Annotated in this window: 14 protein-coding genes; 6 read left to right on the forward strand and 8 right to left on the reverse strand. The window is 41.4% G+C overall.

Features of this window, described 5'->3' with window-relative positions:
- Positions 1-341: 341 nt before the first annotated feature.
- From ACFS5O_RS03805 to dnaA, 8 genes are all read right to left on the reverse strand, one after another.
- Positions 342-1,460 carry an HD-GYP domain-containing protein gene (locus ACFS5O_RS03805; protein WP_205724772.1) on the reverse strand — a complete coding sequence of 373 codons (1,119 nt, stop codon included), beginning with the start codon at positions 1,458-1,460 and terminating at the stop codon, positions 342-344.
- Between the two features lie 90 nt (positions 1,461-1,550).
- A complete protein-coding gene (gene gyrA / locus ACFS5O_RS03810) occupies positions 1,551-4,103 on the reverse strand; it encodes a DNA gyrase subunit A (protein WP_205724773.1) in 2,553 nt (850 codons plus the stop codon).
- A 184-nt stretch (positions 4,104-4,287) separates the two neighbouring features.
- Entirely contained in the window at positions 4,288-6,234 is a 1,947-nt protein-coding gene (gene gyrB, locus ACFS5O_RS03815) for a DNA topoisomerase (ATP-hydrolyzing) subunit B (protein ID WP_205724774.1), read from the reverse strand.
- A 32-nt stretch (positions 6,235-6,266) separates the two neighbouring features.
- Complete coding sequence (remB, locus tag ACFS5O_RS03820) at positions 6,267-6,536, reverse strand: extracellular matrix regulator RemB (RefSeq protein ID WP_066399572.1); 270 nt, start codon at positions 6,534-6,536, stop codon at positions 6,267-6,269.
- Positions 6,537-6,546: 10 nt separating this feature from the next.
- Positions 6,547-7,668, reverse strand: a complete 1,122-nt coding sequence (gene recF / locus ACFS5O_RS03825) for a DNA replication/repair protein RecF (protein WP_066399570.1) — start codon at positions 7,666-7,668, stop codon at positions 6,547-6,549.
- Between the two features lie 11 nt (positions 7,669-7,679).
- The gene (yaaA, locus tag ACFS5O_RS03830; protein ID WP_066399568.1) at positions 7,680-7,895 is read right to left on the reverse strand and encodes a S4 domain-containing protein YaaA; all 216 of its coding nucleotides are present in this window, start codon (positions 7,893-7,895) and stop codon (positions 7,680-7,682) included.
- A 325-nt stretch (positions 7,896-8,220) separates the two neighbouring features.
- Positions 8,221-9,363 carry a DNA polymerase III subunit beta gene (gene dnaN / locus ACFS5O_RS03835; RefSeq protein ID WP_066399565.1) on the reverse strand — a complete coding sequence of 381 codons (1,143 nt, stop codon included), beginning with the start codon at positions 9,361-9,363 and terminating at the stop codon, positions 8,221-8,223.
- A gap of 172 nt (positions 9,364-9,535) precedes the next feature.
- Positions 9,536-10,891 carry a chromosomal replication initiator protein DnaA gene (gene dnaA, locus ACFS5O_RS03840; RefSeq protein WP_066399562.1) on the reverse strand — a complete coding sequence of 452 codons (1,356 nt, stop codon included), beginning with the start codon at positions 10,889-10,891 and terminating at the stop codon, positions 9,536-9,538.
- Positions 10,892-11,785: 894 nt separating this feature from the next.
- On the opposite strand from dnaA, the gene rpmH reads away from it, so the two are divergent.
- From rpmH to mnmE, 6 genes are all read left to right on the forward strand, one after another.
- Positions 11,786-11,920, forward strand: coding sequence for a 50S ribosomal protein L34 (gene rpmH, locus ACFS5O_RS03845; RefSeq protein ID WP_007201576.1), 135 nt, complete (start codon positions 11,786-11,788; stop codon positions 11,918-11,920).
- A gap of 189 nt (positions 11,921-12,109) precedes the next feature.
- Positions 12,110-12,457, forward strand: a complete 348-nt coding sequence (gene rnpA / locus ACFS5O_RS03850) for a ribonuclease P protein component (protein ID WP_205724775.1) — start codon at positions 12,110-12,112, stop codon at positions 12,455-12,457.
- Between the two features lie 6 nt (positions 12,458-12,463).
- Positions 12,464-12,691 carry a membrane protein insertion efficiency factor YidD gene (gene yidD, locus ACFS5O_RS03855; protein ID WP_082861542.1) on the forward strand — a complete coding sequence of 76 codons (228 nt, stop codon included), beginning with the start codon at positions 12,464-12,466 and terminating at the stop codon, positions 12,689-12,691.
- A gap of 37 nt (positions 12,692-12,728) precedes the next feature.
- Entirely contained in the window at positions 12,729-13,502 is a 774-nt protein-coding gene (gene spoIIIJ, locus ACFS5O_RS03860; protein ID WP_066399557.1) for a YidC family membrane integrase SpoIIIJ, read from the forward strand.
- The gene (jag, locus tag ACFS5O_RS03865; protein ID WP_205724776.1) at positions 13,499-14,131 is read left to right on the forward strand and encodes an RNA-binding cell elongation regulator Jag/EloR; all 633 of its coding nucleotides are present in this window, start codon (positions 13,499-13,501) and stop codon (positions 14,129-14,131) included. Before spoIIIJ ends, jag begins: the two co-directional genes overlap by 4 nt.
- A gap of 288 nt (positions 14,132-14,419) precedes the next feature.
- On the forward strand, positions 14,420-15,796 hold the full coding sequence (gene mnmE, locus ACFS5O_RS03870) for a tRNA uridine-5-carboxymethylaminomethyl(34) synthesis GTPase MnmE (RefSeq protein ID WP_205724777.1): 1,377 nt from the start codon (positions 14,420-14,422) through the stop codon (positions 15,794-15,796).
- Positions 15,797-15,800: the final 4 nt, after the last annotated feature.

A 15,800-nucleotide genomic window follows, 5' to 3' on the forward strand; every position in this document is an offset into this window, starting at 1 on the left:
GCCGCCAGCGTTCATCCTGAGCCAGGATCAAACTCTCCATAAAAGTGTTTGTCTTGCTCGATTTTAAAACTGACGGAATTAATTCTTAATTCCTTACCTATTTCTTTTGTTCAGTTTTCAAAGAACTGTGTGTTTCATGCGCCGTTTTGTTTTGGCGACTTTAATAATATACCACGCTGAAGCGCTAGAGTCAATAGCTTTTTAAAACTTTTTCAAAAACATTTCATTGTGAAACATTTCATCGCGCTAACAGTTTGTAATGTGCTGTTTTCTAAGACAGCTTGATTAGTTTACCACGGTTACCAACCCGTGGCAATACCTAAATTTAAAAAACTTCTATCCTAGGATAGAAGCTCTTCTATAAATAGATCGTTACGATTTTTAAGTGCGATGATATCGCCGCTTTCCTCTAACTTAATCATTGGTCTGGTCGGTTGGCTTTCTTCTATAAATACGATCTCACCGATATCATAGTTTGTAAGTCTGACACGGCTGCCCACTGATAAAGTAGAAAGTCCGGCTAACATGGCTTGCATCACTTGATGATCAAATTTCCCAAACTGATCTTTCATCATCATCTCAAGCACCTTGAACGGAGATTGCTTGCTTCGGTAAGGTCGCTCAGCAGTCATGGCTAAGTAGACATCAGCAACCGCTAGAATCTTACTAAATGGATGAAGCTTATTTCCTTTTACTTTTAGAGGATAGCCTGATCCATCTGTTCGTTCGTGATGTTGAAGAACACCGAGAAGAACACCTTCTTTAATAGAGGGAATCTTTTTCAGCATGTTATAGCCTTGAATCGTATGTTTCTTTACTTCATCAAATTCAGCTGTTGTTAATGACCCGCTCTTTTTTAATAAAGTGGGCTGGACTTTTGCCATTCCGCAATCGGACAGCACACCGGCTAGACCGATCTGTATGCAGTCTCCGCTAGAGAAGTTTAACTTTTTAGCTAAGAACGTGCTTAGGATGCCTACAGCGATCAAATGGTGATACATATAATCAGCACTTGTAGCGTAGTGGTGCAGCAATAGGATCTCTTTCGGTACAGTCGATCCCATCTCTAATACAGGTAGAACACTTTGGCGTACTTCGAGCATATCGACGGGACTACCAGATTGCCAGTTTGTGAACAATTGTTTATACCGTTTTACCGTTTGCATATATAGTGCTGGAAAAGTGAGCTCATCTTTACCAGGCTTATGGATTTGGAATCGTTCTTCTGAAGTCGTCGCATCGCTTCTATTACTCAGTGGGTCTTTTACTCGTTGTGTTGTATTCATACCAGACGATGATTCATTCAAAACATCTATCTCATCGATTTGAAAACGAGTAAGTACGCGCAGGTGCTCGGTATTCAATCTCGTGTTTTTATTGACGATCGGCTGATTCGTCATGGAGAAGACATCCTGAACCAGCAATTGCCCGGCCTTAGCTTGACTCGTTTTTATCTTCATACAAAAAAGCTCCTTTTATTTGGAAGGTCATAATTTTATTTTACATATAAAAAAGAGGAAAATGAATCTACATTTTCCTCTTTTTAGAAATTATTCGTTATTCTCTTCGTTTGTATCTGTTTCTGGAGCTGTAGTTTCTTCAGCAGGTGCTATACTTTCTTCACCTTCTGTGATGATTGGGTTACCTTCCTCATCCAGCAACTCATCCGTTTCTTCCTCACGTTCTACAACAGCTACTGTTGCTACGTGATTCGTATCATTCATGGTCATCAACCTGACACCTTGAGTGTTTCGTCCCATTTGGGAGATGCCTGAGATGTTCATGCGAATGATGATTCCTTTTGCTGTAATGATCATGAGGTCTTCTTCATCCGTTACGGTCTTAAGTGTAACAACCGGACCGTTCTTTTCTGTGATGTTTACGGTTTTAATTCCTTTACCACCACGTGATTGAAGACGGTATTCGCTCATAGGTGTACGTTTTCCGTAACCTCGGTCTGTAACGATTAAGATATCTTGTGTTTCATCTAAGACTTCCATACCTACAACCGCATCGTCATCACCAAGAGTAATCGCTTTAACACCTGTTGCGGTTCTACCCATCGATCGAACGTCAGTCTCTTGATAACGGATCGACATTCCTTGTTTCGTTCCGACGATGATATCTTTTGTTCCATCTGTTAAACGAACGCCCATCAACTCATCTTCTTCACGTAGGTTGATCGCGAAAAGACCACCTTTACGAATGTTGCTATAAGCTGATAACGGAGAACGCTTCGTGATTCCTTGCTTCGTCATGAAGTTCAGGTAGATCTCATCACTTTCCATATCTTCTACAGGAATGACAGCAGAGATCGTTTCACCTTGCTCGATCTGCAGCAAGTTGATGATCGGGATACCTTTTGCTGTTCTTCCGTATTCAGGAATCTCGTAGCCTTTTAGCCTATAAGCCTTCCCTTTATTTGTGAAGAACAGGATATAGTTGTGTGTATTTGTCGTAAACAGCTGTTCAACAAAGTCATCCTCACTCGTGCCCATTCCTTGGATTCCTTTACCACCACGACGCTGTGAACGGTAAGTAGAAATCGGAAGGCGCTTGATATAGCCTTTGTTCGTTAATGTAATAACGATATTTGAACGAGGAATCAGATCTTCGTCTTCAATACTATTAAATCCTACAGAGATGATCGTACGTCTAGGGTTGTCGTACTTTTCTTTGATCTCGATAAGCTCTGTACGAATAATCTCCAAGATTTTTTCTTCATCTGCAAGAATCGCTCTCAATTCTGTAATCAAAGCAACCAGATCGTTGTATTCGTTCTCGATCTTATCTCGCTCTAAACCTGTTAAACGCTGCAATCTCATATCTAAGATCGCCTGAGATTGCTCGTAGCTTAGTTCAAACTTTTCCATTAAGCCTTCACGTGCAAGATCCGTTGTTCTTGATCCACGGATAAGTGCAATAACTTCATCAAGGTGATCAAGTGCGATACGAAGACCTTCTAGGATATGAGCTCTTGCTTCTGCTTTTTTAAGATCAAATTCCGTACGGCGACGGATGATGACTTGCTGATGTTTCAGGTAATGATACAAACACTCTTTGATGTTAAGAACTTTTGGATGGCCATCAACAAGGGCAAGCATATTGATACCAAAGCTTGTCTGTAGAGCTGTCTGTTTATATAAATTATTTAAAATAACATTCGCATTCGCATCACGGCGTATCTCCATCACGATACGCATACCGTTACGGTCAGACTCATCACGAAGATCCGTGATACCCTCGATCTTCTTGTCGCGAACGAGCTCAGCGATCTTTTCGATCAAACGAGCTTTGTTTACTTGGTAAGGAAGCTCCGTTACGATAATCGCTTGTTTTCCGCTTGGCATCTCTTCGATTTCTGCTTTTGCGCGGATAATGATAGAACCTCTTCCAGTTGTGTACGCTTTACGAATTCCTTCACGTCCTAAAATTTCACCTGCCGTTGGAAAGTCTGGGCCTGGGATAATTTCCATCAATTCAGGAATCGTGATATCCGGATTTTCACTTACTGCTAATATACCGTCGATCACTTCACCTAATTGATGCGGGGGAATGTTCGTCGCCATACCAACCGCGATACCTGCAGCACCGTTAACGAGCAAGTTCGGGAAACGAGCAGGTAAGACAACCGGTTCTTGTTCAGATCCATCATAGTTGTCTTTGTAACCGATCGTGTCTTTGTTGATGTCTCGCACCATCTCCATGGCGATCTTAGACATACGTGCTTCTGTATAACGCATCGCTGCCGCTGCATCGCCGTCGACCGAACCGAAGTTACCATGGCCGTCGATCAGCATGTGGCGGAAGTTGAAATCTTGTGCCATACGAACCATCGTGTCGTATACAGCAGAGTCACCGTGAGGGTGGTACTTACCGATTACTTCCCCAACGATACGAGCAGACTTTTTGTATGCTTTATCAGCCGTCATACCAAGATCGTTCATCGCATAAAGAATACGTCTGTGAACAGGCTTTAATCCGTCACGCACATCTGGCAAAGCTCGGCTGACAATAACACTCATGGCATAATCCATGAATGATGCTTTCATTTCCGTACTAATATTAATTTCTTTAATCCGGGAACGTTCCATTTCAGACATTCATTCTACCTCCATAACCCTTTAGAACAGGTTTTTAAAGCCCCCTCATTCGGCGCTTAAACGCACCGAAACTGGACCTTGTCCAGCTTCAGTATCTTTTATGTTCAGCTTTCGCGGCGTAACCGCTAAGCATTTTATATGATGTTGTACTTTAACGTAACTGCTTAACGCATGCGTGCCTTGCTTAAATATCTAAGTTCGTCACATATTGTGCGTTTTCTTGGATGAAGTCACGGCGCGGTTCAACTTTGTCGCCCATTAAGATATCGAACGTTTCATCCGCTGCCATCGCATCTTTCATTTCAACCTGTAGCAATGTACGTGTCTCAGGATCCATTGTTGTTTCCCATAACTGAGATGGGTTCATCTCTCCTAGACCCTTGTAGCGCTGAAGCTGCGGCTTAGGAACTTGCGGAAGTTCAGCCAGTAACTTTTCAAGCTCTTTATCGTTGTAGGCATACTCGATACGCTTACCTTGCTGTATTTTATAAAGCGGTGGCTGTGCGATATAGATATAGCCGTGCTCAATGATCGGACGCATATATCTGAAAAAGAACGTTAGAAGCAACGTACGGATATGTGCACCATCGACATCGGCATCTGTCATGATGATGATCTTATGATAACGAGCTTTCGTAATATCAAACTCATCACCGATTCCTGTTCCTAGAGCAGTAATGATCGCACGAACCTCGTTATTAGAAAGAATCTTATCAAGTCGTGCTTTTTCAACGTTGATGATCTTACCGCGAAGTGGCAAGATCGCTTGGAAATGACGGTCACGTCCTTGCTTAGCCGATCCACCGGCAGAGTCACCCTCAACCACATAGATCTCAGAGATGCTTGCATCTTTTGAAGAACAGTCTGCCAGTTTACCAGGCAACGACGATACTTCTAACGCACTCTTACGTCGTGTTAATTCACGTGCTTTTTTAGCAGCAACACGCGCACGAAGTGCCATCATCCCTTTTTCAACGATCGATTTAGCAACGACCGGATTCTCTAGCATGAAAGATGAAAACGTCTCTGAGAAGATGGATTCTGTGATCTGTCTTGCTTCAGAGTTTCCGAGCTTCGTTTTCGTTTGCCCTTCGAACTGAGGATCAGGATGTTTGATCGAGATGATCGCTGTTAGACCTTCACGAACATCTTCACCCGTTAAGTTCGTATCGTTGTCTTTGAACAGATTGTTCTTACGGCCATAATCATTGATCACACGCGTAAGAGCTGTTTTGAACCCTGACTCGTGCGTACCGCCTTCATGTGTATTGATATTGTTCGCAAACGAATAGATGTTGCTTGCGTAGCTGTCGTTGTATTGGAACGCGATCTCAACCGAGATGCCGTCCTTTTCCCCTTCAACGAAGATCGGTTCTTCATGCAGCACTTCGCGCGTGCGGTTGATGTGCTCCACATAAGATTTGATCCCGCCTTCATAGTGGTATTCCTTAACAACTGGCTCTTCACCGCGTTTGTCTTCAGCGATGATGCGAAGACCACGGTTCAAATAAGCAAGTTCTCGAATACGGTTTGAGAGTGTAGGGAAATCATATTCTAATGTTTCAGTAAAAATTTCAGGGTCTGGTTTGAAGTGAGTACGAGTACCTGTCTTGTCTGTTTCGCCGATCACTTTAAGATCTGCAGTCGGCACGCCGCGTTCGTAAGACTGATAATGCAGCTTACCATCACGAGATACGGTTACTTCAAGCATCGTGGATAAAGCGTTAACTACTGAGGCACCAACACCATGCAGTCCGCCTGATACTTTGTAACCTCCACCGCCAAATTTTCCTCCGGCATGGAGAACCGTCATGATAACTTCTAGAGCTGGTCTTCCCATCTTTTCATGCATACCTACTGGGATTCCACGTCCGTTATCTTCTACCGTGATGCTGTTATCTTCTTCAATCGTAATTTGGATCGTGTCACAATAACCTGCTAGGGCTTCATCGATCGAGTTATCGACGATCTCCCATACTAGATGATGAAGACCGCGTACGTTCGTAGCACCGATATACATCCCTGGACGTTTACGGACGGCTTCAAGACCTTCGAGTACCTGGATATTACTTTCATCATAATTTTGCTGTTGTTCTAACTGTTGTTCAGTCGTCAATTCGTTCACCTTCATTCCGGTTTAAAAACGCTTTATTTATAAAACCTTTATTTTATATTCCAGCCATTTTCAAGTTCAAGGCGATCAGAGGCTCTCTTTTTTAACGTAGAGGCAGAAAGAGGAGATAGATAGATCGTTTTATCTGTAATGATTACGGATTTTGCAGCATTTCCGCTTAAATCGGTCAATGTCTGATTGTTCTCATGCTTTTTAAGAAACTCTAAAGCTAACTCAGAAGCCTTTAACGCATTGATATCCAATATCGCCAACACATCTTTTGAATGAATGACTTCTTCATCACCTAAATGCAAAAGCAATGTCCTCACCTCATTTCAAACGTTCTATAGAGCCTGCATGAACTTTGTAAGTTGCGGCTTTCTCGAGTGTTTCGTGGTGTATCCCTTCCACACTAGTCGTTGTAACAAAGGTTTGTACTTTACCTTGAATCGTATTTAAAAGATGTGATTGTCTGAAATCGTCTAGTTCAGATAACACATCGTCCAACAATAGGATCGGGTATTCCCCGACTTCTGAATAGATCAGATCGATCTCAGCGAGTTTCAAAGATAGAGCAGTCGTTCTCTGTTGTCCTTGAGATCCGAATGTCTGCACGTCTTTTCCGTTCACTGAAAAAAGCAGATCGTCCCGATGAGGACCAAATAAAGAAGTTCCTCGGTCAATCTCTTTTTCTTTTATTTTACCAAACTTCAGATGAAACGCTTCTATCATTTTCGACAAGTCGAGCTCATCACATACCTCTATAGTCGGTTTGTAATGAATTTTTAACGTTTCCAACCCCCTGGATATCCCATGATGGATCGGTTCTGCCCAACTTTGAAGTTTCTCCATGTATTTCATGCGTTTCAACGTCACTCTGGCTGCTTTATCAATAAGCTGTTCGGTTAAGATCTCGAGCATCGTCATGTTCTGCTGACTTTTGTTGCGATACATCTCTCTTAATAAAGAGTTTCGCTGAGACAAAATCTTTTGGTACACAGAAAGGTCATTTAAATAAACCGCGTTCACTTGGCCAATCTCCATGTCAATAAAACGACGACGCACCTGTGGACTGCCTTTTACAAGATTAAGATCCTCAGGTGCAAACATAACCACATTTAGATGTCCAACGTAATCGGTCAACCGGCGTTGTTCGATGCGGCTGATTTTCGCTTTTTTTCCTTTTTGTGAGATGACGAGACTTAAATCAAAAGAACTGTTTCTCTTTTTGATGCTACCCTCTATTTTAGCATATTCTTCGTCCCAAGATATCAACTCTTTATCTTTTGCTGTCCGATAGGATCGTGCCATGGCCAAAACATAGATCGATTCCATAACATTTGTTTTTCCTTGTGCATTCTCACCTAGAAAAACGTTGACCTTATTTTCGAACTCGAGAGACTGTTCTTTATAGTTTCTGTAGTTCCTAAGCTGAAGCTTTTCGATATGCAAAGGGATACCCCCTATTCCGTTGTTACCTTGAACTCTCCTACTTCTGGAATGGACACGACATCACCCGCATATAGTTTCTTACCTCGGCGTGTTTCATGTTCTCCGTTCACAAGAACTTCATGTTCTGCTAAATACCATTTTACCATTCCTCCCGATTGGATGACATCGGTAGTTTTCAACAGTTGTTGAAGGGTGATGAATTCGGTGTTGATCTTTACGTTTTCCATTTTTAAAAAACCTCCTGGTTGTTTCTCTGGTGTGTTTGAAAGGTTGATCTGCGTTCCAGGTTGCTCGCTTTCCGCGGGGCAGGCGGTGAGCCACTTGCCGCTATGCGCCATTAAGTGTCTCACCTGACCGCTTGTCCCGCAGGAGTCTCGCACCTTCCACTCCGATCAATATTCGATGATGTTAAATAAACAAAATTCAAAATTAAAATTCTTAAAATCTGTTGTGAAAATATTAGTAAAAACATATCACTCTTACTAGTTTCTCCAAAAAACGTTTGACTTAGAAAGAAAAGAAAGCCACCGGTGATTCCGGCAGCTTTATATTTTAGTAAGTTCTTACAGGTAGAATTAATTGGCGGATCGAATCGTCGGATACGGGTTGGATAAGAAACGGTCTCATCGCCCCTGTAAACAGGATGCTGATCTCTGTGCAATCCATAACTTTTAGAGCTTCCATCACATATTTTGCGTTGAATGAGATCTTCAGCTCTTCTCCTTCAATTTCCTCTGCGATCATGTGTTCAAATACTTTACCGATCTCTGGGGAATTTGAAGAAAGTTCGATTGTTTGGTTATCGAGTGTTGCCAGTTTCACGACGTTGTTTCTTCCTTCTCTCGCTAATAAAGAAGCACGGTCGATCGCTTGTAAGAATTCTTTTGTCTTCAAGACGAAAGTTGTTTTGCTCTCCGAAGGAATCAATTTTGATGTATCCGGATAGTTGCCATCTAATAGTCTTGAGAACAATAAGATGTTTTTAGCTTTGAACAAGATCTGATTGTTCGTTACAACGATCTGTACTTTTTCAGCATTTTCATCAAGAATCTTCGAAAGTTCGTTCAAACTCTTTCCTGGAATCACGACGTTCTGAAAAGAAAGCTCTTCACTTTGAGAATCGATCGGCATTTTACGTTCAGCCAAACGATGACTATCTGTTGCAATACAGTTTAGAACACCATCAGTTAACGTCCAGTTAACACCAGTTAGGATAGGGCGTGTTTCTGAGGTGGACACCGCAAAGACAGTTTGACGAATCATTGCTTTTAGAAGATCACTTTGAATCTCAAACACTAAGTTCTCTTCGATTTGAGGTAATCTCGGGTATTCTTCAGGGTCTAATCCTAAAAGGCTGAATTCAGAAGCGCCTGAACGAAGAGTCGTTTCAAAACGCTCACCTACTTCAATCTCAACAGAATCATTCGGAAGTTTTTTAACGATCTCTGAAAAATAACGAGCTGGAAGTACTACGCTTCCTTCTTGTTTCACTTCGATATGTACAAGATCTCCTTCTTCAACCGGTATCAGTCGTTCAATGGAAATATCAGAATCACTACCAGTCAGATGAACACCGTCATAGGTTACTTCCATTTTAATCCCCGTTAGAATCGGTATTGTTGTTCTTGAAGATACAGCTTTCATTACATCTTGAACAGCTTCGATCAACTGGTTTAATTGAATCTTAACTTTCATTATTTTGCCCCCCTGATATTTATTAAAATCTTTTAAAAAAATAGTAGTAATAGTACTAGGCGCTGTGAATGTGTGGATAACCCTAGAAAACAAAGATAGAACAGCCTATCCACATGTGGACAGACTGTGTATAAAGTGACTGCAGTTATTCACAGTATTCAGTGCTACTTATTTAATTCGATTTCAGCTGATCGTGAATTTCTTGCACTTTTCTTTGTAAAACATGATCCGTAATCAGCATAGTAGAGATCTTTTCATGAGCATGAAGGACCGTTGTATGGTCGCGACCTCCAAATTCCTCACCGATCTTAGGTAAAGAATTATCGGTTAGCTCACGAGAAAGATACATCGCGATCTGTCTAGGAAAAGCAACAGACTTTGTTCGTTTCTTTGCTGTAAAATCCTCTAACTTTACATTGTAATGCTTACCAACTACTTCTTGTATGTGATGAATAGTGAGTGTTCTTGGTTTTGCAGAAGGAATAATGTCTCGAAGTGCTTCTGCTGCAAGATCTGCATTCATATCTTGGTTGATGAGAGACGAATAAGCAACAACACGAATGAGTGCTCCTTCTAGTTCTCTAATGTTCGTATCGATCTGATTCGCTATATAAAGCATCACTTCGTTTGGAATATCTAGTCCTTCTGCTTTTGCTTTTTTACGTAAGATCGCAATACGCGTTTCTAAGTCAGGAGGTGTGATATCCGTAATAAGTCCCCATTCAAACCGAGAACGAAGTCTGTCTTCTAATGTCGGAATCTCCTTTGGAGGTCGATCACTAGAGATAACAATCTGTTTGCTTTCTTCATGAAGCGCGTTAAACGTATGGAAAAATTCCTCTTGCGTTTGTTCTTTTCCTGCAAGGAACTGAATATCATCTATTAAAAGCACGTCCACGCTGCGAAATTTGTTGCGAAACTCAACGGTTTTATTGTCACGAATCGAATTGATGAACTCGTTCGTGAATTTTTCTGAGGACAGGTAAACAACCTTCGCCCCAGGATTATGTTCTAATACATAATGGCCGATCGCATGCATAAGATGCGTTTTTCCTAAACCAACGCCCCCATAAATAAATAGCGGGTTGTAAGCTTTTGCTGGTGCTTCAGCAACAGCTAATGAAGCGGCATGAGCAAAACGGTTTCCAGAGCCGATAACGAATCGGTCAAACGTATATTTCGGATTCAACATACTTTGGGAAACTTCTTCGTGAGGCTCATTTGCTGCTTTTGGGGCTTTTTTCATGGAAAGTTCCAGATCTAAGTCTAGTTCTGTCTGATTTTGTGGAATGATGAACTTTACGTCAAGTGCTGCTCCTGTTACGTCTAGGAGCGTCTCTGAAATGATACCTGCATATCTGGATTCCAGCCAGTCACGGGCAAACTCATTTGGCGCAGTAATGACAAGCGTATCATTTTGTAAAGCATGAGCCGTTGTTGATTTTAACCAAGTCTCAAAGCTAGGCTTACTGACTTTTGTTTCGATCGCAGCAAGTGCTTTGGACCATAGGTCGTTTATGTTTTCCAACCAATTTACCCCCCTTATCTCTTTCGAATCATCCTATTTCAGCAGTCATTTCCCTGTTGTATAAGAATTGTACACCCAGTGAATACCTATGAATAAAAATAAAAAGTCCACACCTTATGTGAATGATAATTAATATAGTAGATAATAGGATTATGAACAGTAAAACCGTATCTGTGGACAACCTTTATAACAGCTTTTGAAACCTGTCCACAAGTTTATCCACAGGTTGTGAATAACTTTATTAGTGTTGCAGGTTGTTAACGAGTTAAAACACAACTAGCATATCAAAAATAATCAGGCTTGGCAACGAGTTATTGTTACTTATCCACAACGCCCATACCTTGTGTAGAAAAGTTGTCCACAACACTAGATTTTGTGTAAAACGTGTCGATAATTGGTGTGGATAATGAAAACCATGTCGAAAAAGATGTCCACAGGTTAGGTGATGAAGATTTTGGTGAAGCTTGTAGAAGGATTATTATGGAGCTATTGTTGTCCTGTGATAATTGGGAAGCTGTAGTGGATCGTCAGCTCTGCAAACTTTCTTTGGTGTGATTTTAAAAGAGTGTTTTGTTTTTTATTTACTTCTTTGGTTTGTTGATTGGAATGGAGGGTGCGAGACTCCTGCGGGACAAGCTGTCAGGTGAGACACTTAAGGGCGCATAGCGGCAAGTGGCTCACCGCCTGCCCCGCGGAAAGCGAGTAGCCTGGAATGGAAATCAACTACTTTCAAGAACTTCACTAGCATTTCGAAACAGACATCCTCACTTTCAAAGGCAAAAAACTTGCAAAAAAACACAAAGATAAAATCCAGCTTGACAAAATTAAGGGTCAGTCATTATACTTTATTAGACTGTCTTTTATAAGAGATATCCTCAGGGAGGTGTAATATACATGAAACCTACATTTCAACCGAACAACCGTAAGCGTAAGAAGGTACATGGTTTCCGTGCACGTATGGCTACTAAGAACGGTCGTAAAGTTCTAGCTCGCCGTCGTCAAAAGGGAAGAAAAGTGTTATCCGCATAGGCCACTGACATCAGTGGTCTTTTTTTACTTTTATAGAGAGAATTTTGCTCACTCCGAGTCCGTATTTTCTGTACGAAGGCGTTTTTTCGAAGTTAATGGTTTTATATGAACCAAACAGGCCGATACTGGGTGATGATCGCTACAAAAGACTTTGGAATGAGATTGCATAATTGATGGAGTGTTAAATGAATGAAGAAAGAACAACGCATCAAAAAAAATGAGGAATTTCAAGAAGTCTTCAAAAAAGGAAAATCAACGGCTAATCGCCAATTTGTAATATACAGTTTAAGAAAAGAAGATCAGCGTGTTTTTCGAATCGGACTTTCTGTCAGCAAAAAAGTTGGAAAAGCCGTTACGAGAAACAGAATTAAACGATCGGTTAAAGAAATCTTCCATAAATATAGTGAACAGCTTCTTTCAGGCAGGGATTACGTGGTTATCGCGAGAATACCTACTGCTAACATGGACTTTCACGAGATGGAAAAAAGTCTGCTTCATGTTTTGAACAGAGCGAACGTTTTAAAAAAGAGGGTGTAAAAAAAAATGAGGTCCTTATTTATAGGGATTATTCGTTTTTACCAGCTATGGATTTCTCCGCTAACACCGCCTTCATGCCGCTTTTATCCGACCTGCTCGCATTACGGTATAGAAGCTTTCAGGCGTCACGGTGTATTTAAAGGAATGTGGCTAACTTTTGTCAGAATTTCAAAGTGCCATCCTTTTCATCCCGGAGGCGTTGACCTCGTGCCTGAAAAAAGGGACAATAAATAATTGAGATAAGATTTATGATTTTAAGGAGGATAAGAGTGTGCGTAAGAAAATAGGTTTACTGATTGCCCTTTTCGCACTCATGGCTGTCCTATCTGGATGTGGATCGATGAATGATCCTATTACTAGTGACAGCACTGGAATTTGGGACACATATTTTGTATATCCGTTATCATGGTTGATCACATACTTTGCGACCCTAACTGGTGAAAACTACGGATTAGCGATCATTATTGTTACATTAATCATCCGTACTGCGCTTCTTCCATTAATGATTAAGCAAACACGCAGTTCAAAAGCGATGCAAGAGATCCAACCTGAAATTCAAAAGCTTCGCGAAAAGTACAAGTCTAAAGATGCGAACACACAACAGAAATTACAGCAAGAAACGATGGCTTTATTCCAGAAGAACGGAGTTAACCCGCTTGCTGGTTGTTTACCTTTATTGATTCAAATGCCGATTCTTTTAGGTTTCTACCATGCGATCATGCGTACGGGTGAAATCGCGAACCATAATTTCCTTTGGTTTGACTTAGGAGATCCGGATCCATTTTATATCTTACCGTTAGTAGCCGGTTTAACGACATTCTTACAACAAAAGATCATGATGGGTGGAATGGATAATCCAAACCCACAGATGAAGATGCTTTTATACATCATGCCAGTAATGATCGTTGTGTTTGCGATTAATTTCCCAGCTGCACTATCTCTATATTGGGTGATCGGTAACATATTCATGATTGGACAGACATATTTCATTACGACCCCAATGAAAAAGAAAGAAAACCAAGTTGATGGGGGAGCTAAAAAGTGAAAAAGGTACAGGTAACAGGGAAAACGATTGAAGAAGCAGTAGCAGCAGCACTAGAACAACTTCAGACTTCAAAAGATCAAGTAGAGATATCCGTTCTAGAAGATTCCAAAAAAGGTTTCTTTGGACTTGGCGGGAAGCCAGCAGTTGTTGAAGTAACAGTGAAAGCTGATCCTGTTAAATCCGCGATCGACTACCTAGAGGATGTTACATCCAAAATGGGAGTGCCCGTTACCATCACACAGCGACAGGAAAATGATCATCTTGTGCTGGATTTATCCGGTGACAAAATTGCGATTTTAATTGGAAAACGTGGACAAACGCTTAATGCGCTTCAGCTTTTAACGAATATGGTTGCAAACTCTGATCCTGCAAGCAAGCATGTGAAAATTGTGCTTGATGCTGAAAACTATCGTACCAGAAGACAAGAATCACTCGAGCGTTTAGCCGAGCATTCTGCACAAAAGGTGTTTTTCACAAAGAAAAGCTTTGCTTTTGAGCCGATGCCTGCCAACGAACGAAAAGTGATTCATTTAGCACTCAAAGAAAACAGAGATGTTGAGACTACGTCTGAGGGGGTAGAACCTTTTCGTAAGGTCGTAATCCGCCCGACATCCTCAAGCAAAAGATAAAAAAAGCTTCAGAGGCTATCCTCTGAAGCTTTTTGTTTGGGTCCATCAACTAACAAATACCGATACAACCACGCATTTTAGTCGATCAAGCGAGCACATTTATGCTCGTTTATAAGCTTTATTTCAGCCTCGTTTTCTTTACTGTGAGGACATTATGCGATACACTATTTTTTATTGTGGATATTTATGTCCATTTTTATAAGAACCTTATCACAGTAAGTATTTAAGGCCATACTAAAGGTAATTTATATAGAGCGTATGAAAGAGGAAAGCCGAGGTGAAACAACAATGGAATTTGACACGATAACAGCGATCTCAACACCTATGGGAGAAGGGGCAATCGCCATCGTTCGGTTGAGCGGACCTGACGCAGTGTCCATTGCAGATAAAGTTTATAGTGGGACAAAACGTCTCTCTGAAGTTGATACACATACGATTCATTACGGAAAATTGATCGACCCGAAACTCGATCAAGCGGTAGAAGAAGTTATGATCAGCGTGATGCGTGCACCGCGTACGTTCACGCGGGAGGATGTTGTTGAGATCAACTGTCATGGAGGATTAGTTTCTGTAAATAGAGTCCTTCAATTGATTCTTCAGCAAGGAGCGCGCTTAGCGGAGCCAGGAGAATTTACGAAGCGAGCATTCTTAAATGGCAGGATCGATCTTTCTCAAGCGGAAGCAGTCATGGATCTGATTCGAGCGAAGACAGACCGAGCGATGAATGTTGCCCTCAACCAGATGGAAGGGCGTTTATCTTCACTCGTCATGCGTCTTAGACAAACTCTTTTAGAAACGATCGCCCATGTAGAAGTGAACATCGATTATCCAGAGTATGACGCAGAAGAGATGACTCATGCTTTATTGAATAACAATCTGCTCACTGTAAAAAAAGAAGTTGAATCAATATTGCAGACGGCAAGTCAAGGTAAGATCCTTCGTGAAGGATTGTCTACGGCGATCATTGGAAGACCGAATGTAGGTAAGTCATCGCTCATGAATGCACTCGTTCATGAGAATAAAGCGATCGTTACGGATATTGCTGGAACAACACGTGACGTTATCGAAGAGTACGTGAACGTTAGAGGCGTGCCGTTACGTTTGGTGGATACAGCGGGAATTCGTGAGACAGAAGACATCGTAGAAAAGATCGGTGTTGAAAAGTCGCGGAAAGTACTAAAAGAAGCAGATTTGATTCTTCTTGTTATCAATGGGAATGAAGTGCTCTCACATGAAGATGAGAACTTGTTCCGTGCAGCTGAAGGACTAGATAAGATCGTAATTATTAATAAAACAGATCTTGAAATGAAAGTAGATATGGATCGAGTAAAGAAACTTGCAGAGAACTCACCTGTTATCGCAACCTCTTTAGTAAAAGAAGAGGGAATCGATGAACTAGAGCAAGCGATCGCAAACTTGTTCTTTGCAGGCGGTATCGAAGCGCAAGACTTAACATACGTATCCAACTCTAGGCACATCGCACTTCTGCAGCAGACGATTCATCATATTGATGAGGCACTCGGCGGCATTGAAGCGGATCTACCTATAGATATGGTACAGATCGATATTACAAGAGCTTGGGAGATACTTGGGGAAATCGTAGGAGACACGGTTTCAGAGAGTCTGATCGACCAATTGTTCTCTCAATTTTGTTTAGGAAAATAAAAAA

The sequence above is a fragment of the Fictibacillus nanhaiensis genome, assembly GCF_042686385.1.
GTDB lineage: Bacteria > Bacillota > Bacilli > Bacillales > Fictibacillaceae > Fictibacillus > Fictibacillus nanhaiensis.

Coding starts and splice junctions, on each gene's coding strand:
- ACFS5O_RS03805 (WP_205724772.1), bottom strand. CDS start 1,460: ATGAAGATAAAAACGAGTCAAGCTAAGGCCGGGCAATTGCTGGTTCAG.
- gyrA (WP_205724773.1), bottom strand. CDS start 4,103: ATGTCTGAAATGGAACGTTCCCGGATTAAAGAAATTAATATTAGTACG.
- gyrB (WP_205724774.1), bottom strand. CDS start 6,234: ATGAAGGTGAACGAATTGACGACTGAACAACAGTTAGAACAACAGCAA.
- yaaA (WP_066399568.1), bottom strand. CDS start 7,895: ATGGAAAACGTAAAGATCAACACCGAATTCATCACCCTTCAACAACTG.
- dnaN (WP_066399565.1), bottom strand. CDS start 9,363: ATGAAAGTTAAGATTCAATTAAACCAGTTGATCGAAGCTGTTCAAGAT.
- rpmH (WP_007201576.1), top strand. CDS start 11,786: ATGAAACCTACATTTCAACCGAACAACCGTAAGCGTAAGAAGGTACAT.
- rnpA (WP_205724775.1), top strand. CDS start 12,110: ATGAAGAAAGAACAACGCATCAAAAAAAATGAGGAATTTCAAGAAGTC.
- yidD (WP_082861542.1), top strand. CDS start 12,464: ATGAGGTCCTTATTTATAGGGATTATTCGTTTTTACCAGCTATGGATT.
- mnmE (WP_205724777.1), top strand. CDS start 14,420: ATGGAATTTGACACGATAACAGCGATCTCAACACCTATGGGAGAAGGG.